This is a genomic window from Streptomyces sp. TRM49041 (assembly GCF_008271805.1).
Lineage (GTDB): Bacteria > Actinomycetota > Actinomycetes > Streptomycetales > Streptomycetaceae > Streptomyces.
Map to the genome: position 1 here is coordinate 20,451 of NZ_VSRY01000140.1, position 25,409 is coordinate 45,859.

A 25,409-nucleotide genomic window follows, 5' to 3' on the forward strand; every position below is an offset into this window, starting at 1 on the left:
GTGCTGGAAACAAGGGGTGTGCGGCTTTTGGAACGGCTGATTGTGGACCAAGCGGATCTACCCGTTTCAGCTACGCGTCGATTCTGTTTGCGGATCTCAACCGGGCGAAGCTGCGGGCGAGGAGCCTTGACACATGCATCTGGGAGACGCCGAGTTCCTGACTGATCTGGGACTGCGTCAGGTTCCGGTAGTAGCGGAGCATCAGGATCCGCTGCTCGCGCTCGGGCAGCTGGACGAGCAGATGCCGTACGAGGTCGCGGTGTTCGACGCCCGCCAGGGCGGGGTCCTCGTAGCCGAGCCGGTCGAGCAGTCCCGGCAGCCCGTCGCCCTCCTGGGCGGCCTCCAGGGAGGTCGCGTGGTACGAGCGGCCGGCCTCGATGCAGGACAGGACCTCGTCCTCGGAGATCTTGAGTCGCTCGGCGATCTCGGCGGTCGTCGGGGAGCGGCCGTGAAGCGTCGTCAGGTCCTCGGTGGCGCCGTTCACCTGTACCCACAGCTCGTGGAGCCGCCGGGGGATGTGGACCGTACGGACGTTGTCGCGGAAGTACCGCTTGATCTCGCCGACAACGGTGGGCATGGCGAAGGTCGGGAACTGCACGCCCCGGTCGGGGTCGAACCGGTCGATGGCGTTGATCAGCCCGATGGTGCCGACCTGGACGACGTCCTCCATCGGCTCGTTGCGGGACCGGAAGCGGGCCGCCGCGTACCGGACGAGGGGCAGGTTCGCCTCGATGAGCGCGGCGCGGACCCGGCCGTGCTCGGGGGTGCCGCGCTCCAGCTTCTTCAGCTCGCCGAACAGCACCTGCGTGAGTGCCCGCGTGTCGGCGGCCCGGCGGGGGCGGGAGCCCGGCTCGACGGACTCGACGGACGCGACGGACTCGACGGGCTCCGTCGGCTCGGTCTTGAGCTCGTTCTGGGGCGGAACCTGGTGAGGCGTGGTACTGGCCGGCACGTTCACGCCACCCCTTCGCGGCTAACGGTCAACTTCGGTCAACCCATCCGTCAAAAGCGGTCATAGCATCACAAGACATGTCCACTGTGTGCAAGCACCCGATAGCGCCGTGTTGGGGTGCGGGTCGGTGCGGGTCGGGCCGGGTGCGGGTCCGGTGCGGGGCTGGTGCGGCCGCAGTGCGGGGGTGTGGGTGTGGGTGTGGAGGGTTGTACGGCGAGGAGCCCCGCACCACTGGGTGCGGGGCTCCTGTGAAGTCTTCGGGCAGCCGTGCCTCAGAACTCGTAGTCGGCGATCACCCACGTGGCGAACTCGCGCCACTGCCCGGCGGCCGCCTGGTGGGCAGGGTGCTCGATGTACCGCTTGAGCGCGTCGACGTCCTCGACGGCCGAGTTGATGGCGAAGTCGTACGCGATCGGCCGGTCGGTGATGTTCCAGGCGCACTCCCAGACCTGGAGCTCCGGGATGATCCCACCGAGCTCCTGGAACGCCCGTACGCCCGCCTCGACGCGCGACTCGTCCCGTCGTACACCCTCGTTGAGCTTGAAGAGGACCAGGTGGCGAATCATGCGGGGCTCCTAGTTGACGAGCGCGGTCATGAACTGGCCGACCGCTTGAGCGGCACTCGAAATGCCTTCGAAGCCTATCTGGACCAGGTCGGCGGCCCGGTCGGGGGACTGGATGATCGTGTAGAACACGAAGACGGTGAGCGCGTACAGCGCGATCTTCTTCGCCTGCGCCATCGTGCCGTCTCCCCGTCTTTCCCCTGCGATTCCCTTGGCGGTCGGGTGAGTCTAACCGAGGCTCTACGGGTCAAGACCCTGTCGATTCGGATGCTTTGCCGATCTCTGTCCGGTCGTGGCGGTTATGCGAAGAGCCCCGACGCCGTGTCGGGCGTCGGGGCTCTTCGGAAGAGCGGTAGCGGAGGGATTTGAACCCTCGGTGACTTGCGCCACACTCGCTTTCGAGGCGAGCTCCTTCGGCCGCTCGGACACGCTACCGAGAGAGAGCTTAGCCCAAAGGTGGCCCGACGCCGAAATCCATACCCGGCGCTGTCGCCGGGCGGTGGTCAGCGCGCGCGGAAGAAGCGGGTCAGCTGCGCGGAGCACGTGTCGGCGAGTACGCCGTGAATCACCTCGGGGCGGTGGTTCAGCCGCCGGTCCCGTACGAGGTCCCAGAGGGAGCCCACTGCGCCGGCCTTCTCGTCGAGGGCGCCGAACACCAGCCGGTCCACGCGGGACTGGACGAGTGCGCCGGCGCACATGACACACGGCTCCAGCGTCACGACGAGCGTGCAGCCGGTCAGCCGCCACTCGCCGAGCCGTTCGGCCGCACGGCGCAGCGCCAGCACCTCGGCGTGCGCGGTCGGATCGCCGGTGGCCTCGCGCTCGTTGTGGCCGGTCGCGAGGAGGGCGCCGTCCGGGCCGAGCACGACCGCGCCGACCGGTACGTCACCGGCCAGCGCGGCCCGCCCCGCCTCGACCAGCGCCCACTCCATGGCCGCCCGCCAGGGGTCGCGTACGGGATCGGGCGCGGCCGGGCCGGGCGGCGGCGAGGCGCCGGTCCGCCCGGTGCCGGGCGCGTCGGCGTCCGTCGATATCGGGTCGGGTGTTGCGGGGTCATGCACTAGCGGACGGTCTCCAGTACCTCGGAGGCGCCCAGAGCCTCCGCGATCTCGGCCAGCGCGTCGGTGTCGAGAGCGAGCAGCTCCTTCTCCGACAGGCCCAGGTCGTCCAGGATCTGCCGGTCCCCGACCGGCGCGGCGGGCACGGCCTCGGCCGCCGCCTCCGTCTCCTCCTCCGTGTCGTCCGGCTCCCCGTCCTCGGTGCCGTCCAGGTCCAGTGCGTCCAGGTCGGCGTCGTCGTCGGACTGGTCGTCGCCCAGCAGTTCCTTGGTGAGGATCTCTCCGTACGAGGACCGGGCGGCGGCAGCCCCGTCCGACACGAAGATGCGAGGATCGTCCTCGCCCTCCACACGGATGAGGCCGAACCACGCGTCCTCCTGCTCGATGAAGACGAGCACCGTGTCGGCGTCCGGCGAGGCTTCGCGGGCCAGGTCGGTCAGATCCGCCAGGGTCTCCACATCGTCGAGCTCTGTGTCGCTCGCTACCCACCCGTCTTCGGTGAGCGTGAGCAGTGCGGCGAAGTACACCGTGACTCTCCCACTGATCAGAGGTGTGACGATCGGGCGGCACGCTCCTGAATGGCCCGCCCACTCGGCATCGTGGCAGATCCGGGGGCTGAAGGAGAGGTGTTCCGCTCTTGCGTCGTGCACCAGTCTGAGGCCGCGACCCGGACGGCGTCACTCTCCCGCACCACCCGTTACCGTCGATCACCAGGGGTCACGGTGCGCACGTGGGCGTGCCGGACGCGACCGCCGTGACATATCGGATGCGATCCGCCGGGGCGCGTCGCACAGCCGGCCGCCTTCACCAGCGGAACGTCCGCATCCGCATCGCCTGGCGCATCCTGGCCGCCCTGGCGCGGCGCGGCTGGACCCGTTCACGCAGTGCCTTCGCCTCGTTCAGCTCGCGCAAGAACTGTGCACGGCGGCGCCTGCGCTCCGCCGCGTCCGCCGCCTGTCGGTCGTCGGGTTCTTCCTGGTCCAGGTCCGGCATGGCCACACCACCACCCCAGGGCTGTGTTCGCTCGACTCCACCTTCCCTCCGCTACGTGGGTTGATGCCAGTGCGGGCTACTGTTGTGGGCATGCGGATCCACGTCGTCGACCACCCGCTGGTGGCGCACAAACTCACCACGCTGCGCGACAGGCGCACCGACTCCCCGACCTTCCGGCGGCTCGCCGACGAACTGGTCACCCTGCTCGCGTACGAGGCCACCCGGGACGTGCGCACCGAGCTGGTCGACATCGAGACCCCGGTGACCGGTACGACCGGTGTGAAGCTGTCGCACCCCCGCCCCCTGGTGGTGCCGATCCTGCGGGCCGGGCTCGGCATGCTCGACGGCATGGTGCGGCTGCTGCCGACCGCCGAGGTGGGATTCCTCGGCATGATCCGCGACGAGGAGACGCTGGAGGCGTCGACGTACGCCACACGGATGCCGGAGGACCTGTCCGGGCGCCAGGTGTACGTCCTCGACCCGATGCTCGCGACGGGCGGCACGCTGGTCGCGGCGATCCAGGAGCTGATCAAGCGCGGTGCCGACGATGTGACGGCGGTCGTGCTGCTGGCCGCGCCGGAGGGCGTCGAGGTCATGGAGCGGGAGCTGGCGGGGACGCCGGTCACCGTCGTCACCGCGGCGGTCGACGAGCGGCTCAACGACCACGGCTACATCGTCCCCGGTCTCGGCGACGCCGGCGACCGCATGTACGGCACCGCGGACTGACCCTTCCGGGGCGCGACCCGCTCGGGAGCGCCCTGACTGTCCGGCACCTGCTGGGGCGAGCCACGGGCGCGCCCCGGCGGGTGGGTGCTGCATTCCCCGTCAGGACATCGGTGGCGAGGGGAACCCGCGTGCCGCCGACGGAACGATGATCACTCACCGGCGCTCACGCGGGACCACCGGCCCGTCGGTGAGATCCAGTGTGCGGTGCCCGAGGAGGTGTCCCGGCGCTCCTCCGTCGAGCGGTACCCGATCAACGGCCGCCGCGCCGGGAACCGGTCGGCCGCGCCGAACTCCTCGGCTGATCCCGGCGTGGGCGCCTTCGCGCGGAGGACGCTCGCGGGCCCGGGTGTTCGGGGCTCGGGGGCCTTTCTGGGACGGCCCGTTGACTGAGCCGGTGGCTCGCCCGCCGGCTACTGCTTCTTCTTCGTGGGCGCGCAGCCCGGCTTCTCCGGCTCCGGGTGGAGGAGTGCCGTCATCGCGACCGTCGCGTCGCCCGGGGTGGCCAGGGACTGGAAGCCGGTGCCGATGATCAGATCGACGTCCGCGGTCGCGCGGGTGTCCGTCTTGGTCACCGCGCCCTGGAGCTGAGTGCCCAGCACCGGAAAGGCGCCCTTCACGGCCCCGGGTGCGCCGAGGAGTATCCCGGGGCCCGGCACCTTCTTGTCGTACGCCTCCGGAGCGTTGCCGATCTTGCCGATCGCGAAGCCACGCTTCTTCAGCTCGTCGGCCGTCGACTTGGCCAGCCCGCCCCGCGGTGTCGCGTTGTAGACGTTCACCGTGATGTCGGCCGGTTTCGGGAGGGCGACGGCCCGCGCGGGCGACGGACTCGCGGCCTCGCAGGTGGATCCGGCGGTCGTATGCCGCGCCGTGTCTCCGCTGCCACCACCGAACACATCGATGAGCTGGAGCGTTCCCCAGCCGGCCATGCCGAGGGCGGCGGCCGCGGTGATGGTCGCCACGACGATTCGGCCGCGGCGGCGGGGACGGCGCATGCGGGGGTACGTCTTGCCCGTGACGCGGTACTTTCCGCCCATACCGGGGGGAGTGAGCATGCTCATGGGCGCAGCGTAATGCGGCCCGGTGACTATGCCTACTAAACGATCAGCAGCTGAGGGCCGGACGGGTGGGAAACTTCCCGGAAAGGGTCAGTCGAGTTCCAGCACGCGGGCGTGCAGCACCTGCCGCTGCTGCAGGGCCGCGCGTACGGCGCGGTGGAGACCGTCCTCGAGGTACAGGTCGCCTCGCCACTTCACGACGTGCGCGAAGAGATCCCCGTAGAACGTCGAGTCCTCGGCGAGGAGCGTCTCGAGGTCCAGCTGGCCCTTGGTCGTCACGAGCTGATCGAGGCGGACCGGACGCGGCGCGACATCCGCCCACTGCCGGGTGCTTTCCCGGCCGTGGTCGGGATACGGCCGCCCGTTACCGATGCGCTTGAAGATCACACGGAAAGCCTACCGGGCGAGCGGCTCCCGGCGCAGCCACGCGACGCCGGTGCCATGCCGAACAGGGAGTCATAATTCGGAAATATCAGGCATTTCTGGTGAGTGGTCGGTGCGTGGGGCGGTGTGCCGCCGCAGGAGGGGACCCTCCTGCGGCGGCACACCTGGCCCGGTGGCCGTCCGGTTGTCAGCCCGGCGACTGCCCGGTGACTGCCCGGTGACTGCCCGAGGCTGTCCGGCGGCGGGCCGGTCGTTACTCGGTGACCTCGTGGTCGTCGTCCTCGTGCAGACCGCCGCCGCTGCCCGCGTCGCCGCCCGTCGGGACGAACTCGACCGGCTTGCGCAGCGAGCTCAGATCGTGGGCGTAGGTGCCCACCGCGTTGGCGATGACGTCGATGTTGACGTCGAACGCGGTCATGTCGATGTTGTTGATGTCGTCGCACGCGGCGTGGTAGCAGGAGTCGTACGCCTGGCCCGCCGTGCCTCCGAACTTCTCGGCCTGCGCCTCGGTCTTGATGCCCTCCGCGCCGGTGAACGTGCCGCCGGACGGGATGCCGACCTCGATGAACGGGCCGTAGTCGGAACGGCCGGTGAAGTCGGTGCCCTCGTGCGGGCGGCCCCGCTTGTCGAGGAACTCGTTGATGTCGCGCTCGAGCTGGGCGGAGCCCTCCGGTCCGGCCGGGGCGCCGACGCCGTCGGAGTCGTTGCCGTCGTACACGAACAGGCCGTAGTTCGGCGAGGCGATCATGTCGAAGTTGAGGTAGAGCTTGATCTCCTTGCGGCCGAGCTCGTCGAGGGCGCCGACGTAGTGCTCGGAGCCGAGGAGGCCGTTCTCCTCCGCGCCCCACCAGGCGAACCGCACCTTGTTGGTGGTCTTGTGCTTGTGCTTGGCGAACTTCAGCGCCACGTCGAGCAGACCGGCCGAACCGGAACCGTTGTCGTTGATGCCCGGGCCCGCGATGACCGAGTCCAGGTGGGAGCCGAGCATCACGGTGTTGGCGGCGTTGCCACGCTGGGTCTCGGCGATGACGTTCCGCGTGGTCCGCATCTCCTGTATCTGGCGGATCTCCAGGTTCACCTCGACCGGGCCGGCGGCCAGGTCGGCGGCGAGCGCCTCGCCCTCCGCCTTGGTGATGCCACCCGTCGGGATCTTGCCGGCCTCGGGTGAACCGAGCGTGCCGGCCAGGTTGCCCTCCAGATGGTTGTAGATGATGGCGCCGACGGCGCCCGCGGCGGCGGCGTTCTCCTGCTTCGCGGCGAACGTGCAGCCGCCGCGCTTGATGAGCGCGATCTTGCCGCTGAACGTGTCGGACGCGAAGTCGGTCGGCTCGCAGCCGTTCGAGCCGTCGTCGTCCACCGGAGCGGCGACGAGTGCGGCCTTGGTGCCGCCGACCGGGGTCGACTTGGTGTACGTCATCGCGGAGATCGAGACGTCGCGGGGCGCGGGCGAGACGACGGCGAGCTTCTGCGCCTGCGTCTCCGTGTACATGAACTCGAACTCCTGGTACGAGACGTCGTACCCGGCCTTCTTGAGCTGCTGGTACACATACGCCGCCGAGGCGTCGTAACCGAGCGTGCCGGCGGCGCGGTTGCCGTCCGTCGTGTCGGCTATCTGCTGGAACTTCTGCAGGTGCTGGTAGGCGCTGTCGGCGGAGGCCGACTTGACCAGCTTCCGGGCGAGCTTCGACGCATCCTTGGCCGGGTTGTGACGGTCGGCGGATGCGGGAGCGGCGGAGGCCAGCAGAAGCGGGGTCGCGATTGCGGCTGCGGCCAGGGTGGCCACGGCTCTGCGATGGGATGCCTTCACAGAGTTCCTTCCCGTGTGGACGAGGTTGAAGGGAAGCTAGCGATCAGCCGGGCTTCTGTGAACAGATGTGCCACAACTCACGCGATTATTCATACGAATTGCTGGAGCTGTGGGTAATTCGACGCAGAACTTCCCGTGCCGGAGGGAGCCTTGGCGGCATGAAGCTACTGCGACTTGCCTTCCTTGCCGGCTTTCGCGGCCTTTGCCGCCCGCTTCGCCTCCTGCTTGTAGGCGCGCACCTTCGCGAGCGTCTCCGGGCCGGTGATGTCCGCCGCCGACCGGTACGACCCCGCCTCTCCGTAGGGGCCTGCCGCCTCCCGCCAACCCCTGGGTCGTACGCCGTACTGCTTGCCCAGCAGCGCCAGGAAGATCTGGGCCTTCTGCTTGCCGAACCCGGGCAGCGCCTGGAGCCGGGCCAGCAGTTCCTTGCCGCTCGTGGCGTCCGACCAGACGGCCGTGGCGTCCCCGTCGTACTCCTCGACCAGGAACCGGCAGAGCTGCTGGATGCGCTGCGCCATGGAGCCGGGATAGCGGTGCACGGCCGGCTTGGCGGAGAGCAGCGCCGCGAACGCCTCGGGGTCGTACGCCGCGATGGCGTGCGCGTCCAGGTCGTCGGCGCCCATGCGCTGGGCGATCGTGTACGGGCCGGCGAACGCCCACTCCATGGGGACCTGCTGGTCCAGCAGCATGCCGGTGAGTGCCGCGAGGGGGCTGCGCGCGAGGAGGGAGTCCGCTTCCGGCTGTTGGGCGAGGCGGATGGTGGGGGTGCTCATGGGTCGATGATCGTGCCCGGGGAGGCAGGTCGCACGGTGGCTTGCGCCTGTGGGGTCACGCAAGGGGCCGATTCACGGCGAATCGGTCCAGCGCGGCGCGGATCTGAGTCCGTGTCGCCTCGGTGCCGAGGTGCCCCGAGTCGTTCACGACGGTCAGCTCCGCGTCCGGCCACGCCCGGGCGAGCTCCCACGCGGTGCTGAGCGGCCCGCCCAGGTCGAGGCGACCGTGGACGAGAACGCCCGGAATGCCCGCGAGCCGGTGCGCGTCGCGCAGCAGGGCGCCTTCCTCCAGCCAGGCTCCGTGCGCGAAGTAGTGCGAGCAGATCCGGACCAGGGCGAGGCGCGCGGCGTCCGGCCGGTCCCCGTACGGGGCACCCGCGCCCTCCAGGGAGACCACCGCGTCCTCCCAGGCGCACCAGTCGGCCGTCGCCTTCTCCCGTATGGCCGGGTCCGGATGGCAGGTGAGGCGGGCGTAGGCGGCGACGAGCTCGGCGGCCGTACGGGCGTCCGTGCCGGAGCCGGTCCGGAAGCGTTCCCACGCCTCCGGGAAGAACCGGCCCACGCCCTCGTACAGCCAGGCGATCTCGGAGCGGCGGGTCGTCGTGACGGCGGAGATGACGATCTCGGAGACACGGTCCGGGTGGCGTTCGGCGTATGCCAGGATCAGCGTCGAGCCCCACGAGCCGCCGTACAGCAGCCACCGGTCGACGCCCAGGTGGACCCGGAGGCGCTCCATGTCGGCGACCAGGTGGCGCGTGGTGTTGACGGTCATGTCGGTGGTCGGGTCGCCGGCGTGTGGGGTGCTGCGGCCGCAGCCGCGCTGGTCCATGAGGACGACGCGGTAGCGGTCCGGGTCGAAGGGGCGCACGGCTCGCGGGTGACAGCCGGAACCGGGACCGCCGTGCACGACGAGTGCGGGCTTGCCGGCGGGATTGCCGTGCACCTCCCAGTGCACGAGATTGCCGTCCCCGACGTCGAGCATTCCCTGGTCGTACGGCTTCCCCTCCGGATACATCACGCCCCCCTGTGGCCGACCTGTCCCAGCGCCGCCACGTTAACCGACGGGCGCAGACGGTCTCGCCGCCGTCGTGGCCGCCGCCCCGGCCGGGGCCATCGCGTCCCCGTCCGCGCCCGGCCCCGGCCCGTCCGCGCCCCCCGTCCGCGTCCCCGTCCGCGCCCCCGTCCGCCTCCCCCGTCCGCGCCCCGCCCCCGCCCGGTCCCCGTGCCCCGGCGGCGAGGTCCTAGCGCGGGGCGCTGCGGCCCACCACCGTGCCCGCGCGGTCGATGCACACCACGTCCACCACCACCGGCGCGCCCCGCAGAACGTCCAGCGCCTGGTCCCGTGCCACCTCGGCGACGCGGTCGCCCAGCGGGACACCCCGGGCGGCGCACAACTGGAGGGCCGCCAGCCCCGTGTTCGCGTCGGCCACCTCGGCCGCCAGCTCCTCGTCGGCGCCCGCCGCCCGGGCCAGCTCCGCCAGGAACCCCTTGTCGACCTGCGACCGCGCCGAGTGCAGGTCCAGATGCCCCGCCGCCAGCTTGGACAGCTTGGCGAAGCCGCCGCAGACGGTGAGGCGGTCCACCGGGTGGCGGCGGACGTACTTCAGCACGGCGCCCGCGAAGTCGCCCATGTCCAGGAGGGCGTCCTCCGGCAGGTCGTACAGGGACACCACCGTCTTCTCGGAGGTGGAGCCGGTGCAGCCCGCGACATGTGTACGGCCCGCCGCACGAGCCACGTCGACGCCGCGCCGGATGGAGTCGATCCACGCCGAGCACGAGTACGGGACGACGACCCCTGTCGTACCGAGGATGGAAAGACCGCCGAGGATGCCCAGGCGCGGGTTCCACGTGGAACGGGCGATCTCCTCGCCGTGGTCGACGGAGACGGTCACCTCGACGTCCCCGCTGCCGCCGTGCTCGGCGGCGACCTTCGCGACATGGTCGCGGATCATCTGCCGGGGCACGGGGTTGATGGCCGGCTCCCCCACGTCCAGGGGCAGGCCCGGCCGGGTGACGGTCCCCACACCGGGCCCGGCGCGGAACACGACCCCGGAGCCGGTCGGCAGCGGCCGCACCGTCGCCCGCACGAGCGCCCCATGGGTGACGTCAGGGTCGTCGCCCGCGTCCTTCACGACCCCGGCCGTGGCGTACCCGTCCGCCCGCTCCTCCACCGCGAGCGCGAAGGCGGGCGTCTGCCCCTTGGGCAGCGTGATGGTGACCGGGTCGGGAAAGTCCCCGGTCAGGAGCGCGGTGTACGCGGCCGTGGTCGCCGCTGTCGCGCAGGCACCGGTCGTCCAGCCGGGCCGGAGGCCGGTGTGCTTGAGTTGGGCGCTGCGCCCCCCGCTCGTACTCATGGACGGTTCCCGATGCATGTTCGCCACGTACTGATCCTCGGCGGCACCACGGAGGGCCGTCGGCTCGCCGGGGCGCTGTGCGCGGACGGTGTCCGGGTGACCAGTTCGCTGGCAGGCCGCGTGGCAGCCCCGAAGCTGCCGCCCGGGGAGGTCCGGGTGGGCGGGTTCGGCGGGCCGGAGGGCCTCGCCCGCTGGCTGCGCGAGCACCAGGTGGACGCGGTCATCGACGCCACTCACCCTTTCGCGGGGACGATCAGTTTCAACGCGGCGCGGGCCGCCGCCACGACCCATGTTCCCCTGCTCGCCCTGCGGCGCCCCGGGTGGACCCCCGTGGAGGGCGACGACTGGCACGAGGTGGCCTCCCTGGAGGAGGCCGCGGAGGCCGTACGGCGTAGGGGCGGCCGGGTCTTCCTGACGACGGGCCGCATGGGCCTGGCGGCGTTCGCGGGCGTGAGCGAGGCCTGGTTCCTGGTCCGCTCGGTCGACCCCCCGGAGGCCCCGCACCCGCCCCGTATGGAGGTCCTGCTGGACCGGGGCCCGTTCACGCTGGACGGCGAGCGGGAGGTCCTCCGTACGTACGGGATCGACGTCCTGGTCACCAAGGACAGCGGCGGCACGGCCACGTCCCCGAAACTCACGGCGGCCCGCGAGGCCGGCGTCCCCGTGGTGATCGTCCGCCGCCCGCCGGTCCCGGCCGGGGTGCCGGTGGCGGCGACGGTGGAGGAGGCGGCGGTCTGGGTCCGGTCCCTGGACGGCTGAACGGGGGCCTTCACGCGCGCCTCGACGGCGCCCCCGTCAGGCGCTCAGCTCTGTGACCGAGTGGCGGGTGGCGGGGAAGAAGGCGGCGCCGAAAAGGCTGTCGAGGCCGGGGAGGGCCATGGCGCGGAAGGCCCAGCGGCGGACCAGGAGCTGGGTCGACGTGGTGGGGAGGAACCAGTCGGCGATGCGGTCGCGGGCGCCGGTCTGGACCTCGGTGGTCACGGGACGCCAGCGGCGCTCGTACTCCGCGAGGGCGGCGGGGACGGAGTCGGCCGCCTTCAGGCGCTCGGCGAGGAGGTAGGCCCCGGCGACGCCCAGGGACGCGCCCTGCCCCGCGATGAGGGAGACGGCGTGGGCGGCGTCGCCGATGAGGGTGACATTGCCGTGTGACCAGTGCGGTACGACGCTCTGGGCGACCACGTCGTAGTACACCTCGTGGCTCGGCGGACACTGGGAGAGGGCCCGGTCCGCCAGCGGGCCCATGCCGGCGAACACCTGGCGCAGGGCGTCGCGGCGGTCCTCCGGGAGTGCGGGGTCGGTGCGGTGCACGGCGAACGCCGCCACGCGGCCGTCCCGCAGGCCGTAGAAGCCGAGTTGGCGGTGGGTCGTGTCGGTGAGCACGAAGCGGTCCTTGACCCGCTGGAAGACCGTGTCGTCGGCGAAGACCCAGGCGGCTGTCCGCATGCCCAGGTGGCGGAGGTGGTCCTGTTCGGGGCCGAAGAGGAGCTCGCGGATGTGGGAGTGGATGCCGTCCGCGCCGACGACCAGGTCCGGGGTGTGCCGGGTGCCGTCCGAGAGGGTCACCCCTCCGGTGTCGGTCACCGCGTCCACGGTGGTCCCGTAGCGGAGTTCCGCGCCGTACTCCTCGGCCGCCTCCCGCAGCAGCCGCTCCAGGTCCGGGCGCATGATGCTGACCATGCCGCCGCGTGCCGCCTTCTCGAAGCGGGAGTAGGCGAGCCCCGCGCGCTTGCCGCCCCGCTCGTCGATGTAGCGGAATTCCTTGGTCCGGTAGCCCAGTTCCTTGAGGCGGGGCAGCAGGCCCATGGCCGTCAGCGCCTCGTAGCCGGGGCCGAAGAAGTCCATCATGTAGCCCTGCGGGCGTGGGCCGGGGGCGTGGTCCACCACGAGGACGTCCCAGCCGTGGTGCCTGAGCCGGGCCGCCAGGGTGAGACCCGCGATTCCCGCACCGCAGACGAGTGCTTGCATCGGTTTCCTCCGGTTCGTGCGTCAATGGGTCACTGAGGGCGTCAGAGCGTCAGGGCGTCAGGGCGTCATGAACTCCCTGATCAGAGGCGCGATCGAGGCGGTCGACAGCGCCGGGTTCAGCGACTTGTGCAGGACGTAGCCGTCCAGGGCGGTCATGAGGAGCGTCGCCGCGGCGTCGGGGTTCTTGTGGCCCGCGCGGGCCAGGGCGGTGGACACGGAGGTGTGGAAGGCCGCCACCAACTCGGCCATGGCGGCGCGCAGTTCCTTGTCCCTCGTCGCCGTCATGAACGCCTCGGTGAACAGCAGGGCCTCCGGCGTGTCCCCGGACAGCTCGTCCAGGGAGGCCAGCAGCGCCTCCGCGCCGTCGGCCGGGGTGGGCGCCGCCTCGAACGCCGTGGTCGCCCCGTCCAGGAGGGGCCGCATCACATCCAGGGCGGCCTTGCGGAGCAGGTCCTGGAGGGACTCGAAGTGGTAGTGCACCAGGCCGGGGCGCACCCCGGCGCGCTCGGCGACGATCCGGGTGCTCACGGCGGTCCAGCCCAGCTCGCCGATGAGCCCGCCGGCCGCGGCCAGCAGTCGCGTACGGACCTCGCGGCCCCTTTCCGCGGCGGTGGGGGGTGCCATGTGCGGCCTCCTTGGGCGTTCGTATTGGGCGACTGTCCAAGTGTAGCGCACGGCTGGCTCGAAAGCGTGGGGGGCGTGGGTGTGCCTGGCACAATCCCACGCTCAACAGGCGGAGCACGGTGGCCAGTTGCCGCCCTCCGACCCCCTCGGCACAGCGTGAAAGCAGGTACGACCAGCGATGACGATGTCACGCCTCATACGGCGCCGCCGCCCGGCGCGCCGAGCCGCCCGCCTCACCGGCATCTTCCTGGCCGCAGCCGCCGGGCTCGCCCTCGGCGCCTCGCCCGCCGCGGCCGCCGACCAGCCGACCCGCCAGGAGCTGACGGGCGACTGCGCGTCGGGCCTCGGGAAATGCACCTTCAACGAGCCCGTGCTCGGCGAGGCGTACCTGGGGGAGTTCCGCCAGGTCTCGGACTCCCTCTACAACTGCAGTACCTCGGACGCCACCCAGACCATGAGCTGGTCCGACTCGGTCGGCTCCACCGACTCCGTGGGCGTCTCGGTCACCGCGGGCGGCAAGATCGCGGGCCTCGTCGACCTCAGCGTAACGGCGACTTACGGCCATACTTGGTCCAGCACCCACACCGAGGGCAGCTCCCTCCACATGACCGTCAGGCCCGGTGAGGTCGGCTGGATCTCCCGCGCCCAGGTCATGCAGCGGGTCTCCGGCACCTGGCAGACCCACTACGACAGCCCCAAGTGGGGGCACTACTACTGGTTCTGGAAGGACACCATCACCGGGCCCGCCAAGAACGGGACGGACGGGAAGAACAACGTCGTGGTCGTCAAGACCCGCAAGATGACCGCCGACGAGCGGCGTTCCTGCGGGTCCGACGACCACGAGGGGCGGGCCTTCGCCGAGGCCCGCTGACCAGGTGACGGTCACCTGTTGATCAGGCGGATCGCGGCTGTCGGGGAGAGGGATTCGGCTGCTCCCGCCGCCGCTCGCCGAGATCCGGGGGCGGTCCGGGTGTCACACCGGCACCCGGCCGCCCTCCGGCACCCGGCCGCCCTCCGGCACCCGGCCGCCCTCCGGGCTCCGGCCGAAGAAGGGCTACGCCTCCGGGTACCTCCGGGGCGTCCACGCCACCGTGGTGCCGTCCGCCCGCCGCACCGCCCGGGTCTGCGACGAGCCGATCAGGAGCAGTGTGCGCATGTCGACCTCGGCCGGGTCCAGATCCACCAGCGCCAGCACCCGTACGGACTCCTCAGCGCCGCCCACGTCCCGCGCGACGACCACCGGCGTGTCCGGGGCGCGGTGCTCCAGGAGCAGCTCACGGGCCTTGGCGACCTGCCAGGTGCGGCTGCGGGAGCCCGGGTTGTAGAGGGCGAGCACCAGGTCGGCGGAGGCCGCCGCGCGCAGTCGCTCCGCGATGACCTCCCAGGGCTTGAGGCGGTCCGACAGCGAGATGGTGGCGTAGTCGTGGCCGAGCGGGGCGCCCGCCTTCGCCGCCGCCGCGTTCGCGGCCGTCACGCCCGGCAGTACGCGTACCGGCACGTCCGCGTACTCCTCCCGCGACGCGACCTCCAGGACCGCCGTCGCCATGGCGAACACACCCGGGTCGCCGCCCGACACCACCGCCACGCGCCGCCCGCGCCGAGCCAGGTCCAGGGCGAATTCGGCGCGCTCCGACTCGACCTTGTTGTCGGAGCCGTGCCGCCGCTGGCCCGGCCGCACCGGAACCCGGTCCAGGTACGTCGTGTAGCCCACCAGATCCGTCGCCGACGCCAGCGCGCCGCGCGTCTCGGGCGTCAGCCACCGGGGTCCCGCCGGGCCGGTGCCGACCACCAGGACCTCGCCCCGGCCGGCGGCGGGGGCGGCCGGTCCCGTGTCGACGCGGGACGGGAGCACCGCCACCGAGAAGTACGGCACCGAGTCCGGGTCCACGTCCGCCAGGGGCTCGGTGCGCTGACCCTCCATGGTGGCCCGCTCGACGTAGTGGGCGTCGTCCAGCCGGTCCGTACGCTCCAGGGCGCGGCGCACCGCGGGGAACGTGCGCCCCAGCTTCATCACCACCGCCGAGTCCGTCGCCGCCAGCCGGGCCGTCAGCTCCTCCTCCGGCAGCGTGCCCGGGATGATCGTCAGGATCTCCTCGGCCTCCACCAGCGGCTTGCCGATCGTCGCCGCGGCCGCGCTGACCGAGGTGACGCCCGGGACGACCTCCGTCCCGTAGCGGTGCGCCAGGCGCTTGTGCATGTGCTGGTACGAGCCGTAGAAGAGCGGGTCGCCCTCCGCGAGGACGGCGACCGTCCGTCCGGCGTCCAGGTGCGCGGCCAGACGGGCCGACGCCTCCTCGTAGAAGTCGTTCAGCGCGCCTCGGTAGCCGCCCGGGTGGTCCGTCGTCTCCACCGTGAGCGGATACATGAGCCGCTCCTCGATGTGGTCGTCACGGAGGTGCTTCGCCGCTATGGAGCGGGCGATGGAGCGGCCGTGCCGGGCGCAGTGGTACGCCACGACGTCGGCCTCGGCGATGACCTCAGCCGCGCGGAGGGTCATCAGCGACGGATCGCCGGGGCCGAGCCCGACGCCGTACAGCTTTCCGGTCCCGGCGGCCCCTGTTTCACGTGAAACCCGCGTGCTCATTCCGCCTCGCTCGCGATCGCGTTGACCGCGGCGGCCGCCATGGCGCTGCCACCGCGCCGGCCCCGTACGACGATGTGGTCGAGACCCAGGTCCGAGTCCGCCAGCGCGTCCTTGGACTCGGCGGCGCCGATGAACCCGACCGGGATGCCGAGCACGGCCGCCGGACGGGGCGCGCCGTCGCGGATCATCTCCAGGAGGCGGAACAGTGCGGTGGGCGCGTTGCCGATCGCCACGACCGAGCCCTCCATACGGTCCCGCCACAGCTCCATGGCGGCCGCGCTCCGCGTGGTGCCCAGCTCCGCGGCGAGGTCCGGCACGGACGGGTCGGAGAGCGTGCAGACCACGTCGTTGCCGGCGGGCAGCCGCTTACGGGTGACGCCGCTCGCGACCATCTGCGCGTCGCACAGGACCGGCGCGCCGGAACGGAGGGCGGCGCGGGCGCGGGACACGACCTGCGGGGTGTACGCGAGGTCGCGGACGAGGTCGACCATGCCGCAGGCGTGGATCATCCGCACGGCGACCTGGCTGACGTCGGCGGGCAGTCCCGCGAGATCCGCCTCGGCGCGGATCGTGGCAAAGGACTGGCGGTAGATCTCCGCCCCGTCCTTCTCGTAGTCGAACACTGTGCTCCCGCTCATCTCTTCTGTACGTCGTCTCGGACGGTGATCTCGTACGTGCCGTCGCCGGTGGCCAGGGCGTCCACCCACGCGCCCTGCGGGTGACCGCAGCGGCGCTCGCAGCCCGACCAGTGGACGGGCAGGCCGTGTTCCAGGGGGCGTGCGTCCGCCCGTACGTCGGCCAGGGCCTTCCCGCAGCCCGGCCTGCCCGTGCAGGCGCTGACGCCGAGCCAGGGCGAGTCCGGGCGGGTGAGGTGGCCGGCTGCGTCCAGCGCCGCCAGCCGGGCCTCGGCCGCCGCGCGGTCGGGGAAGCCCGCCACGACGAAGCCGCGCCAGGGTGTGACCCGCACCTCGCCGCCCGGCTCCGGCTCCAGGGCGCGGAACTGGTCGCTGGTGACCCGCCCGAGCGGGGCCGTGACCGACACGGCGCGGTCGCCGACGAGGCCGGGCTCCGGCGGCGGCGCCACGGGGAGCGGCTCCGGGGCGGCGCGCTCCGCGGGCACGGCCGCCCGCTCCAGGTACTCCGTCACGTTCACGTCCTGCCCCGCCGGAAGTTCGGCCACCCGCCAGGCACCCGTGCCCGCGTCCCGGGCGGCCGCGAGGAACGCCTCGGCCGCCGCCAGCGCGGCGCGCGGCGCATCCGCCGCCGACACCCGCCACGCCCGGCCCCCGATCCGTACCAGAGCGTGGCCGTCCGGCTCTGCGAGCAACGTCACATCGCCGCCCAGGCCGGCCACATCGCCCCGCCCGTCGTCCACGGCGAACAGGAAGCGCCCCGAGAGCGCCGTCGTCCACGCCTCGGCGCACAGCAGCGCGTCCAGCGTGCGCGCCCACAACCGCGCCTCCCCGTACGCCCGTCCGTCGAGGCCGGCGAGCGGCGACACCACCATGTTCCGTACACGTTCGTGTGCCGCCGAGGGCAGCAGTCCCGCGTCGGCGAGCAGCTCCGCGAGGGCGAGGCCGCAGTCGTCGGGGAGTCCGCGCAGGTCGATGTTGCCGCGCGAGGTGACCCCGAGCCGGCCGTCGCCGAGCCGGTCGGCCGCATCGGCCAGCGCATGGACCTGATCTGCCGTCAGGGTGCCTGTGGGGAGGCGGAGACGGGCCAGTCCGCCGTCGTCCGCGCCGTGCAGCCGCAGCGCGCCGGGGCAGGCGTCGCCACGGTGGCGTACGCGGTCGCTCTCCGGGTCCCGGCCGGGGGCGCGGCCGGGAGCGCGGTCCCGGTCCGGAGAGCGGTCCCGTATGGGAGTTTCGCCCCCGTTCCGGGGCTTTGATGAGCTGGGCGGCATGGCGGCGAGCATACGCGCAGCCTCTACTATGCAGACGGCACAGGGTCCCAGGACCCTAGGGAGGAAGCCCGGTGCGAATCCGGCGCGGTCCCGCCACTGTGAGCCGGTCCCCACCAGGGCCCGGTGAGTCAGGAACTCCCGCCACCCACGACCACCCGGGGCGAGGACACCCCGAGGAAGGCCCGGCACGCCGTGATCCTGCTGCTGTCGCACTCCGACACCGACCTGCTGAGCGCCCGTGCGGCCGGCGGTCCCGTCGAGTACCGGTTCGCCAACCCCGCCCGCGTCCCCGTCGACGACCTGGCCGGGCTCCTCGACGGCGTCGACCTCGTCGTCGTACGCCTCCTCGGCGGCCTGCGTGCCTGGGAGGAGGGCATCGACCTGCTCAGGGCACAGGCCCGGCCGGTCGTCTTCCTGACCGGCGAACAGGCCCCCGACGCCCAGCTGATGGAGGCGTCCACCGTCCCCATCGGCGTCGCCACCGAGGCGCATGCCTACCTCGCGCACGGCGGACCGGACAATCTGGACCAGCTCGCCCGGTTCCTCTCCGACACGGTCCTCCTCACCGGCCATGGCTTCGAGCCCCCGGCGCCCGCCCCCACGTGGGGCCCGCTGGAGCGGGCGCCCCGGAGGACCGAGGCCGGCACCGACGCTCCGGCCGTCGCCGTGCTCTACTACCGCGCCCACCACATGAGCGGCAACACCGCCTTCGTCGGCGCCCTCTGCGACGCCATCGAGGACGCCGGCGGCCGGGCGCTCCCCCTGTACGTGGCTTCCCTCCGCGCCCCCGAGCCCGAGCTGCTCGAGCGGCTGCGCGGCGCCGACGCCGTCGTCACCACCGTCCTCGCGGCGGGTGGCACCAAGCCCGCCGAGGCGCAGGCGGGCGGTGACGAGGAGGCGTGGGACGCGGGCGCGCTCGCCCAGCTCGACGTGCCGGTCCTCCAGGCCCTGTGCCTGACCGGGTCGCGCGGCGCCTGGGAGGAGAACGACGAGGGGCTCTCCCCGCTGGACGCCGCCAGCCAGGTCGCCGTGCCCGAGTTCGACGGGCGGCTCATCACCGTCCCGTTCTCCTTCAAGGAGATCGACGAGGACGGCCTGCCCGCGTACGTCGCCGACCCCGAGCGCGCGGCCCGCGTCGCCGGGATCGCCGTACGCCACGCCCGCCTCCGCCACATCCCGAACGCCGAGAAGCGCCTGGCGCTGGTCCTCTCCGCGTACCCGACCAAGCACTCCCGCATCGGCAACGCCGTCGGCCTCGACACCCCCGCGTCGGCCGTGGCCCTGCTGCGCCGCCTCCGCGAGGAGGGCTACGACTTCGGGCCCGAGGAGGACATCCCCGGCCTGGTCTCCGGCGACGGCGACGAGCTGATCTACGCGCTGATCGAGGCCGGCGGCCACGACCAGGAGTGGCTCACCGAGGAGCAGCTCGCCCGTAATCCGGTCCGTATCCCGGCCGCCGACTACAAGCGCTGGTTCGCCACGCTCCCGGCGGAGCTGCGCGAGCAGGTGGAGGAGCACTGGGGCCCGCCGCCCGGCGAGATGTTCCTCGACCGGTCCCGTACCGCCGAAGGCGACCCGGACGGCGACATCGTGCTCGCCGCCCTCCGGCGCGGCAATCTGCTGGTCCTCATCCAGCCGCCGCGCGGCTTCGGCGAGAACCCGATCGCGATCTACCACGACCCGGACCTGCCGCCGTCCCACCACTACCTGGCCGCCTACCGCTGGATCGCCTCCTCGCGCGCGGACGGCGGTTTCGGCGCGGACGCCATGGTCCACCTGGGCAAGCACGGCAACCTGGAGTGGCTGCCCGGCAAGAACGCCGGCCTCTCGGCGGCGTGCGGCCCCGACGCGGCCCTCGGCGACCTGCCGCTGGTGTACCCGTTCCTGGTCAACGACCCGGGCGAGGGCACCCAGGCCAAGCGCCGCGTCCACGCGACGCTCGTCGACCACCTGGTGCCGCCGATGGCGCGCGCCGACTCGTACGGCGACATCGCGCGCCTGGAGCAGCTGCTCGACGAGTACGCGCAGATCTCCTCCATGGACCCGTCGAAGCTCCCGGCGATCCGCGCGCAGATCTGGACCCTCATCCAGGCCGCCAGGCTCGACCACGACCTCGGCCTGGAGGACCGGCCCGACGACGACGGCTTCGACGACTTCCTGCTGCACGTCGACGGATGGCTGTGCGAGGTCAAGGACGCGCAGATCAGGGACGGTCTGCATGTCCTCGGCGGCGCCCCCACCGGCCCCGAGCGGGTCAACCTGGTCCTCTCCATCCTGCGCGCCCGCCAGATCTGGGGCGGCACACAGGCGCTGCCCGGGCTGCGCGAGGCGCTCGGCCTGGACGAGTCCGCCGCGACCCGCACGACGGCCGACGAGGCGGAGGCGAAGGCGCGCGCCCTGGTCGAGGCCATGGAGGCGGCCGACTGGGACCCGGCGGCCGTGGGGTCCGTGGCGGAGGGGCACGGCCGCGCCGTGGCCGACATCCTGGACTTCGCCGCCCGGCAGGTCGTCCCGCGTCTCGCCGCGACGACGAACGAACTGGAACACGCGGTGCACGCCCTGAACGGCGGCTTCGTCCCGGCGGGCCCGTCCGGCTCCCCCCTGCGGGGCCTGGTGAACGTCCTGCCGACGGGCCGGAACTTCTACTCGGTCGACCCCAAGGCCGTACCGTCGCGCCTGGCCTGGGAGACCGGCCAGGCCCTGGCCGACTCCCTCCTGGAGCGCTACCGCACCGACAACGGCGAGTGGCCCACCTCCGTCGGCCTGTCCCTCTGGGGCACCAGCGCGATGCGCACGAGCGGCGACGACGTGGCCGAGGCCCTGGCGCTGCTGGGCATCCGCCCGGTGTGGGACGACGCCTCGCGCCGTGTGACGGGCCTGGAGCCGGTCCCGGTGGCCGAACTGGGCCGCCCCCGCATCGATGTGACGCTCCGTATCTCGGGCTTCTTCCGGGACGCGTTCCCGCACACGGTCGCCCTGCTGGACGACGCGGTACGGCTGGCGGCGTCCCTGGACGAGCCGGACACGGACAACCACGTCCGCGCCCACACCCGGGCCGACCTGGCCGCCCATGGTGACGAACGCCGCGCCACGACCCGTATCTTCGGCTCGCGCCCGGGCACGTACGGTGCGGGTGTCCTCCAGCTCATCGACTCCCGCGACTGGCGCACCGATGCCGACCTGGCCGAGGTGTACACGGTGTGGGGCGGCTACGCGTACGGCCGCGGCCTGGACGGCCGCCCCGCGCGCGACGAGATGGAGACGGCGTACAAGCGCATCGCCGTGGCCGCCAAGAACACGGACACCCGCGAGCACGACATCGCCGACTCCGACGACTACTTCCAGTACCACGGCGGCATGGTGGCCACCGTACGCGCGCTGCGGGGCACGGCTCCCGAGGCGTACATCGGCGACTCGACGCGCCCGGAGACGGTGCGGACGAGGACCCTGGTGGAGGAGACGTCCAGGGTCTTCCGCGCTCGCGTGGTGAACCCGCGATGGATCGAGGCGATGCGCCGCCACGGCTACAAGGGCGCGTTCGAACTGGCGGCGACCGTCGACTACCTCTTCGGCTACGACGCCACGACCGGCGTGGTCGCCGACTGGATGTACGACAAGCTGACGGAGACGTACGTCCTGGACCCGGAGAACCGCGCCTTCCTCCAGGAGGCGAACCCCTGGGCCCTCCACGGCATCGCCGAGCGCCTCCTCGAAGCCGAGTCGCGCGGCATGTGGGCCAAGCCCGACCCGGCCGTCCTGGAGGCCCTGAAGCAGGTGTTCCTGGAGACCGAGGGCGACCTCGAAGGGGAGGACGACGGCGCCTGAAGCTCACGGTCGGCGGTGCGGACAAGGAGCTGGGGTGCGAGGGCATCACGACACGCGTCCTGGAGGTGACGGAGGCGTACGGCGGACGCGGCAAGCGGCAAGCGGCACGCGGCAAGCGGACCCGGCCACGGTGACGAGGAGGGTCCGCACCCGGACCGGTTCGAGGTGACGGGCATCCGCTCGTGGCGGAGACTGCCTGCATGGGTGCAGAGCCGACAGGGATCGTGGCCGTGACCGGAGCCGGCGGCCGGGTCGGGCGGCGCGTCGCCGACCGGCTGGCCGTCGCGGGCGTGCCGCTGCGGCAGCTCGGGCGCGACCCGGCACGCCTCCCGGACCTCCCGGGCGCGGTGAAGGCGCCACCCGCCGCCTACGGGGACGCCGACGCCATGCGCCGGGCGCTCGACGGCGCCGACACGCTGTTCCTGGTGTCGGGGCACGAGAACCCCGACCGCGTCACCGAGCACCGCACCGCCGTCGACGCGGCGGTGGCCGCGGGCATCGGCCGGGTCGTCTACCTGTCGTTCCAGGGCGCCGCCCCCGACGCCACGTTCACCTTCGCCCGGGACCACTGGCACACCGAGCAGTACATCCGGGCCCACGACGGCCTGTCGTTCACATTTCTGCGCGACAGCTGGTACCTGGCGGGCATCCCGGCGATGACCGGCCGGGACGGGGTCATCCGGGGCCCCGCCGGGAACGGCCGCGTCGCCGCCGTCGCCCACGAGGACATCGCCGATGTCGCGGCGACCGTGCTGCTCGGCCCGGCGGCGCACGACGGCGCCACCTACGACGTGACGGGCGGCGAGGCGTTCACCCTCGCGGAGGCGGCCGAGGCGATGTCCCGGGCCACCGGCCGTACCATCCGCTACCTGCCGGAGACCCGCGACGAGGCGTACGCCTCACGGGGCGGGTACGGGGCCGAGGGGTGGCAGCTCGACGGCTGGGTCACCTCGTACGAGGCCATCGCGCGCGGGGAGCTGGGCGCGGTCTCCGACACCGTCGAGCGGCTGACGGGACACGCGCCCATGACACTGCCCGAATACCTGGTGAAACACCCGAGGAGCTACGCCCACCTGCTCGGGTAGGCGTCAGTCCTCGCCGAGCACGATGTTCCACTCCTGTGCCGCCGGGTCTTCAGGCTCCCGGTCCGTGCGTGCCGGTCTGCAGGTACGCACGCGGCCCTGGATCTCCTGGGCCAGCGAAATGGGCTGGTGCGTGGCGGGCGTCTGGGCGCCGCCGCCTGTTGTCGCTTTTTGTGTACTCATGGCCACCGAGTACCCACACAGCGCGAGCTAAACAGAAAATCAGATGCAGCGTGCAGGCACCTTCCGTACGGTCCCGGTACGTGGAACCTCTCACCGACCGACAGATCCGCGCGTCCTTCGTCAACTGCTCGAAGGGCGACGCGGCCCGGCTCAGACTCCCGGCCGACTTCGGCGAACTCCCCTGGGGCGACCTCGACTTCCTGGGCTGGCGCGACCCCGGAGCCCCGCTCCGCGCGCATATCGTCCTGCCGCCGGACGCTCCGGGCGGCAAGCCCGTCGGCATCACGCTGAGGGTTCCGGAAGCGGCCAGGACCAGCGCGGTGAAGTCCAGTCTGTGCCGGATCTGCCTGACCGGGCACGCGTCGTCGGGCGTCTCGCTGCTCGTCGCCCCGCGCGCGGGCGCCGCGGGGCGGGACGGCAACACGGTGGGCGTCTACATCTGCGCCGACCTCGCCTGCCCGCTGTACGTACGCGGCAAGCGGCAGCCCGCCCTGCGCACCCGCCACGAGGAGTCCCTCACCGTCGAGGAGCGGGTCGACCGGATGCGGGCCAACCTGCTCGCGTTCGTGGCGAACGTACGGCTACCGTTCGGCGCATGAGTGCCGAGGGGCGGTCCATCGCGGAACCGGCGAAGCACCCGCCGCCGGCTCCGGGCACCGCCCCGACACCGCGCCGACCGCCCCCGGACCCGGCCCCCGACACCCGCCCGAGCCACCCGGCCGCGAGCCACCCGGCCGGCCCGGCGCCGCCCGGCGCCGACACGACGGGGCCGGACCGGCCCGCACCCGCTCCGGGCCGTCCGGCGCGCACCGCCCCCCGCGCGCGTAGCGCTCTTCGGGCGGTCGCCGCGTTCGCCGCGCTGCCCTACCGGGAGCGGACCGACCCGCGCCGGGTCGTGCGCTGCTGGCCGGACCTCACCGCTCTGTGTGCCGCCACGGTCTTCTTCTGGCTGTCCCTCACGCCCTCTCTGGTGCCCCGCCCATGGATCCTCCAGGGAGTCATCGGCGGGATCACGGCCGCGATCGGGTACGCGGTCGGCGCTACGCTCAGCGGCCTGCCGCGCGCGGTCGTACGGTGGCGGCCGCGCGCGGAGTTACGGAGGGCCGTACGCGTCCGGGGCTGGCAGGCGTACTGGCTGCTCAGCCCGGTCGTGGCGGGCTCGCTCATCTCCGAGAGCGCCCAGATGCAGCGCAGGCTCCGCCAGTTGCAGGGCCTGCCGCCCACGCTCACCTGGCACACCGTGATGATCGCCCTGACCGCGGTCGCCCTGTGCGCGCTGCTCCTCCTCGTCGCGCGGCTCGTACGGCTGGGGGCGCGCCGGCTGATCCGGGCGCTCGGCGGCTGGCTGCCCCGACCGGTCGCCGTCGGCGCGGGCCTGGCCCTCACCGCGATGACGGTGACCGTCGGCATACGGGACGTGGTCTTCGACCGGGGCATAGTCGACGTCGCCGACCGCATCGCCGAGGCCACCAACCGCGGCACCAAGGACGGCATCACCCGCCCCGCCTCCCGCTACGTCTCCGGCGGCCCCGGCTCACTGCTCGGCTGGCAGGACCTGGGCTTCCAGGGTCGCAACTTCACCGGCACCACGCCGACGCGCCACGACATCTCCGCGTACACCGGCCGCCCCGCCAAGGACCCGGTCCGTGTGTACGTCAGCTCCCAGCTGCCGCGCGTGTTCGGCGACGGGGACGACGGAAACACGCCGTTCCGCGCGCAGGCCCGGCTCGCCGTGCGCGAACTGGAGCGCACAGGGGCGTTCACCCGCAAGGTGCTGGCCATCGCCGGCACGACGGGCAGCGGCTGGATCGACTCGAACGTCGCCCAGTCCCTGGAGTACCTGCACGGCGGGGACACCGCGATCGTCGCCGTCCAGTACTCGTACCTCCCCTCCTGGGTCTCCTTCCTCGTCGACAAGGAGAAGGCCGGCAAGGCCACGCGCGAACTCGTCGACGCCGTACGGGCCAGGCTGGACACGCTGCCGGCCGCCGGGCGCCCGAAGCTGGTCGTCACCGGCGAGAGCCTGGGCGCCTACGCGGTCGAGGCGTCCTTCGGCTCCGTCGAGGACCTCATGGACGCCACGGACGGGGCCCTGCTGCTGGGCGCGCCCAACTTCTCGCCGCTCTCCCGGCAGTTGCGCGAGGACCGCGACCCGGGCAGCCCGGTGTGGCGGCCGCAGTACCGGAACGGGCTGCACGTACGCGTCGCGCAGTTCCCGGCGGTCGACCTGCGGCGCCCGGCCGGAGGCCCGTGGGCGGCACCGCGCGTCGTATACCTGCAGAACGCGTCCGACCCGATCGTCTGGTGGTCCCCGGACCTGCTGTTCGAGCGGCCCGAGTGGATGGACGAGCCGCTGGGCCCCGACATCACCTCCGAGATCAACTGGTTCCCGTTCGTGGCCTTCTGGCAGACCACCGTCGACATGGCCGTCAGCTACGGTGTCCAGGCGCCGCACGGCCACCGCTACGGGGCGGGCGCCGTGGACGGCTGGGCGGCCGTCGTACCGCCGGACGGCTGGACCGAGCAGGACACCCGGCGGCTGCGCACGTACATCGCGGGCAGGAAGACCCCGTACTAG

General features: G+C 72.6%; 25 protein-coding genes, 1 tRNA gene and 1 riboswitch. Of the genes, 7 read left to right on the forward strand and 19 right to left on the reverse strand.

Annotation, left to right across the window (positions count from 1 at the left end):
- Positions 1-70: 70 nt before the first annotated feature.
- From FVS66_RS18095 to FVS66_RS18120, 7 genes are all read right to left on the reverse strand, one after another.
- Positions 71-958: an RNA polymerase sigma factor SigF gene (locus FVS66_RS18095; protein WP_399225787.1), complete on the reverse strand. Its 888-nt coding sequence runs from the start codon at positions 956-958 to the stop codon at positions 71-73.
- A gap of 266 nt (positions 959-1,224) precedes the next feature.
- Positions 1,225-1,518 (reverse strand): Dabb family protein, encoded by a 294-nt coding sequence (locus FVS66_RS18100; protein WP_149182212.1) that lies wholly within the window; start codon positions 1,516-1,518, stop codon positions 1,225-1,227.
- Between the two features lie 9 nt (positions 1,519-1,527).
- Positions 1,528-1,692 (reverse strand): hypothetical protein, encoded by a 165-nt coding sequence (locus tag FVS66_RS35080; protein ID WP_187645576.1) that lies wholly within the window; start codon positions 1,690-1,692, stop codon positions 1,528-1,530.
- Positions 1,693-1,865: 173 nt separating this feature from the next.
- Positions 1,866-1,950: transfer RNA gene (locus FVS66_RS18105), tRNA-Ser, on the reverse strand.
- A gap of 68 nt (positions 1,951-2,018) precedes the next feature.
- Positions 2,019-2,447, reverse strand: a complete 429-nt coding sequence (tadA, locus tag FVS66_RS18110) for a tRNA adenosine(34) deaminase TadA (protein WP_262387074.1) — start codon at positions 2,445-2,447, stop codon at positions 2,019-2,021.
- Between the two features lie 128 nt (positions 2,448-2,575).
- Positions 2,576-3,100 carry a hypothetical protein gene (locus FVS66_RS18115; protein ID WP_149182213.1) on the reverse strand — a complete coding sequence of 175 codons (525 nt, stop codon included), beginning with the start codon at positions 3,098-3,100 and terminating at the stop codon, positions 2,576-2,578.
- Positions 3,101-3,377: 277 nt separating this feature from the next.
- Positions 3,378-3,566 carry a hypothetical protein gene (locus FVS66_RS18120; RefSeq protein WP_149182214.1) on the reverse strand — a complete coding sequence of 63 codons (189 nt, stop codon included), beginning with the start codon at positions 3,564-3,566 and terminating at the stop codon, positions 3,378-3,380.
- A gap of 90 nt (positions 3,567-3,656) precedes the next feature.
- Between FVS66_RS18120 and upp the strand changes: the two genes are divergently transcribed.
- Positions 3,657-4,292 (forward strand): uracil phosphoribosyltransferase, encoded by a 636-nt coding sequence (gene upp, locus FVS66_RS18125; protein WP_149182215.1) that lies wholly within the window; start codon positions 3,657-3,659, stop codon positions 4,290-4,292.
- A gap of 410 nt (positions 4,293-4,702) precedes the next feature.
- On the opposite strand, the gene FVS66_RS18130 is transcribed toward upp, so the two are convergent.
- The 6 genes from FVS66_RS18130 to FVS66_RS18155 form a co-directional block, all read right to left on the reverse strand.
- Positions 4,703-5,350 carry a LytR C-terminal domain-containing protein gene (locus FVS66_RS18130; protein WP_149182216.1) on the reverse strand — a complete coding sequence of 216 codons (648 nt, stop codon included), beginning with the start codon at positions 5,348-5,350 and terminating at the stop codon, positions 4,703-4,705.
- An 87-nt stretch (positions 5,351-5,437) separates the two neighbouring features.
- Positions 5,438-5,734 carry a type II toxin-antitoxin system VapB family antitoxin gene (locus tag FVS66_RS18135; RefSeq protein WP_003949502.1) on the reverse strand — a complete coding sequence of 99 codons (297 nt, stop codon included), beginning with the start codon at positions 5,732-5,734 and terminating at the stop codon, positions 5,438-5,440.
- Positions 5,735-5,984: 250 nt separating this feature from the next.
- The gene (locus FVS66_RS18140; protein ID WP_262387058.1) at positions 5,985-7,538 is read right to left on the reverse strand and encodes a M28 family metallopeptidase; all 1,554 of its coding nucleotides are present in this window, start codon (positions 7,536-7,538) and stop codon (positions 5,985-5,987) included.
- Between the two features lie 164 nt (positions 7,539-7,702).
- On the reverse strand, positions 7,703-8,311 hold the full coding sequence (locus FVS66_RS18145; RefSeq protein WP_149182217.1) for an HhH-GPD-type base excision DNA repair protein: 609 nt from the start codon (positions 8,309-8,311) through the stop codon (positions 7,703-7,705).
- A 55-nt stretch (positions 8,312-8,366) separates the two neighbouring features.
- Positions 8,367-9,326 (reverse strand): prolyl aminopeptidase, encoded by a 960-nt coding sequence (pip, locus tag FVS66_RS18150; RefSeq protein WP_149182218.1) that lies wholly within the window; start codon positions 9,324-9,326, stop codon positions 8,367-8,369.
- Positions 9,327-9,552: 226 nt separating this feature from the next.
- A complete protein-coding gene (locus FVS66_RS18155; protein ID WP_187645577.1) occupies positions 9,553-10,665 on the reverse strand; it encodes a cobalt-precorrin-5B (C(1))-methyltransferase in 1,113 nt (370 codons plus the stop codon).
- A gap of 12 nt (positions 10,666-10,677) precedes the next feature.
- Between FVS66_RS18155 and FVS66_RS18160 the strand changes: the two genes are divergently transcribed.
- A complete protein-coding gene (locus tag FVS66_RS18160) occupies positions 10,678-11,424 on the forward strand; it encodes a cobalt-precorrin-6A reductase (protein WP_149182219.1) in 747 nt (248 codons plus the stop codon).
- A gap of 36 nt (positions 11,425-11,460) precedes the next feature.
- Here the strand turns inward: FVS66_RS18160 and FVS66_RS18165 are convergent, their stop codons facing one another.
- Together FVS66_RS18165 and FVS66_RS18170 are read right to left on the reverse strand one after the other, a co-directional pair.
- Positions 11,461-12,630, reverse strand: coding sequence for an FAD-dependent monooxygenase (locus FVS66_RS18165; protein WP_149182220.1), 1,170 nt, complete (start codon positions 12,628-12,630; stop codon positions 11,461-11,463).
- 57 nt (positions 12,631-12,687) lie between these two features.
- Positions 12,688-13,254 (reverse strand): TetR/AcrR family transcriptional regulator, encoded by a 567-nt coding sequence (locus FVS66_RS18170; protein WP_149182221.1) that lies wholly within the window; start codon positions 13,252-13,254, stop codon positions 12,688-12,690.
- A 178-nt stretch (positions 13,255-13,432) separates the two neighbouring features.
- Here FVS66_RS18170 and FVS66_RS18175 point away from each other — a divergent pair, with 178 nt between their 5' ends.
- Positions 13,433-14,125 (forward strand): hypothetical protein, encoded by a 693-nt coding sequence (locus tag FVS66_RS18175; RefSeq protein WP_262387059.1) that lies wholly within the window; start codon positions 13,433-13,435, stop codon positions 14,123-14,125.
- 183 nt (positions 14,126-14,308) lie between these two features.
- Here the strand turns inward: FVS66_RS18175 and FVS66_RS18180 are convergent, their stop codons facing one another.
- From FVS66_RS18180 to FVS66_RS18190, 3 genes are read right to left on the reverse strand one after another with little or no spacing between them, the layout of a single operon-like run.
- The gene (locus tag FVS66_RS18180) at positions 14,309-15,838 is read right to left on the reverse strand and encodes a precorrin-2 C(20)-methyltransferase (RefSeq protein WP_149182222.1); all 1,530 of its coding nucleotides are present in this window, start codon (positions 15,836-15,838) and stop codon (positions 14,309-14,311) included.
- Entirely contained in the window at positions 15,835-16,476 is a 642-nt protein-coding gene (locus FVS66_RS18185) for a precorrin-8X methylmutase (RefSeq protein WP_149182223.1), read from the reverse strand. Before FVS66_RS18185 ends, FVS66_RS18180 begins: the two co-directional genes overlap by 4 nt.
- Positions 16,473-17,741, reverse strand: a complete 1,269-nt coding sequence (locus FVS66_RS18190; RefSeq protein WP_262387060.1) for a cobalamin biosynthesis protein CobG — start codon at positions 17,739-17,741, stop codon at positions 16,473-16,475. The genes FVS66_RS18185 and FVS66_RS18190 overlap by 4 nt, the downstream gene beginning before the upstream one ends.
- Positions 17,742-17,765: 24 nt before the next feature.
- Positions 17,766-17,898: riboswitch (cobalamin riboswitch) on the forward strand.
- A 35-nt stretch (positions 17,899-17,933) separates the two neighbouring features.
- Between FVS66_RS18190 and cobN the strand changes: the two genes are divergently transcribed.
- Both cobN and FVS66_RS18200 read left to right on the forward strand, forming a co-directional pair.
- The gene (cobN, locus tag FVS66_RS18195) at positions 17,934-21,566 is read left to right on the forward strand and encodes a cobaltochelatase subunit CobN (protein WP_149182317.1); all 3,633 of its coding nucleotides are present in this window, start codon (positions 17,934-17,936) and stop codon (positions 21,564-21,566) included.
- A gap of 200 nt (positions 21,567-21,766) precedes the next feature.
- Complete coding sequence (locus FVS66_RS18200) at positions 21,767-22,651, forward strand: SDR family oxidoreductase (RefSeq protein WP_149182225.1); 885 nt, start codon at positions 21,767-21,769, stop codon at positions 22,649-22,651.
- Between the two features lie 3 nt (positions 22,652-22,654).
- Here FVS66_RS18200 and FVS66_RS35085 read toward each other — a convergent pair whose 3' ends face one another.
- A complete protein-coding gene (locus FVS66_RS35085; RefSeq protein WP_187645578.1) occupies positions 22,655-22,831 on the reverse strand; it encodes a hypothetical protein in 177 nt (58 codons plus the stop codon).
- Positions 22,832-22,911: 80 nt separating this feature from the next.
- Here FVS66_RS35085 and FVS66_RS18205 point away from each other — a divergent pair, with 80 nt between their 5' ends.
- Together FVS66_RS18205 and FVS66_RS18210 are read left to right on the forward strand one after the other, a co-directional pair.
- Positions 22,912-23,430, forward strand: a complete 519-nt coding sequence (locus FVS66_RS18205; RefSeq protein WP_149182226.1) for an FBP domain-containing protein — start codon at positions 22,912-22,914, stop codon at positions 23,428-23,430.
- Positions 23,427-25,409, forward strand: a complete 1,983-nt coding sequence (locus FVS66_RS18210) for an alpha/beta hydrolase (protein WP_222946949.1) — start codon at positions 23,427-23,429, stop codon at positions 25,407-25,409. The genes FVS66_RS18205 and FVS66_RS18210 overlap by 4 nt, the downstream gene beginning before the upstream one ends.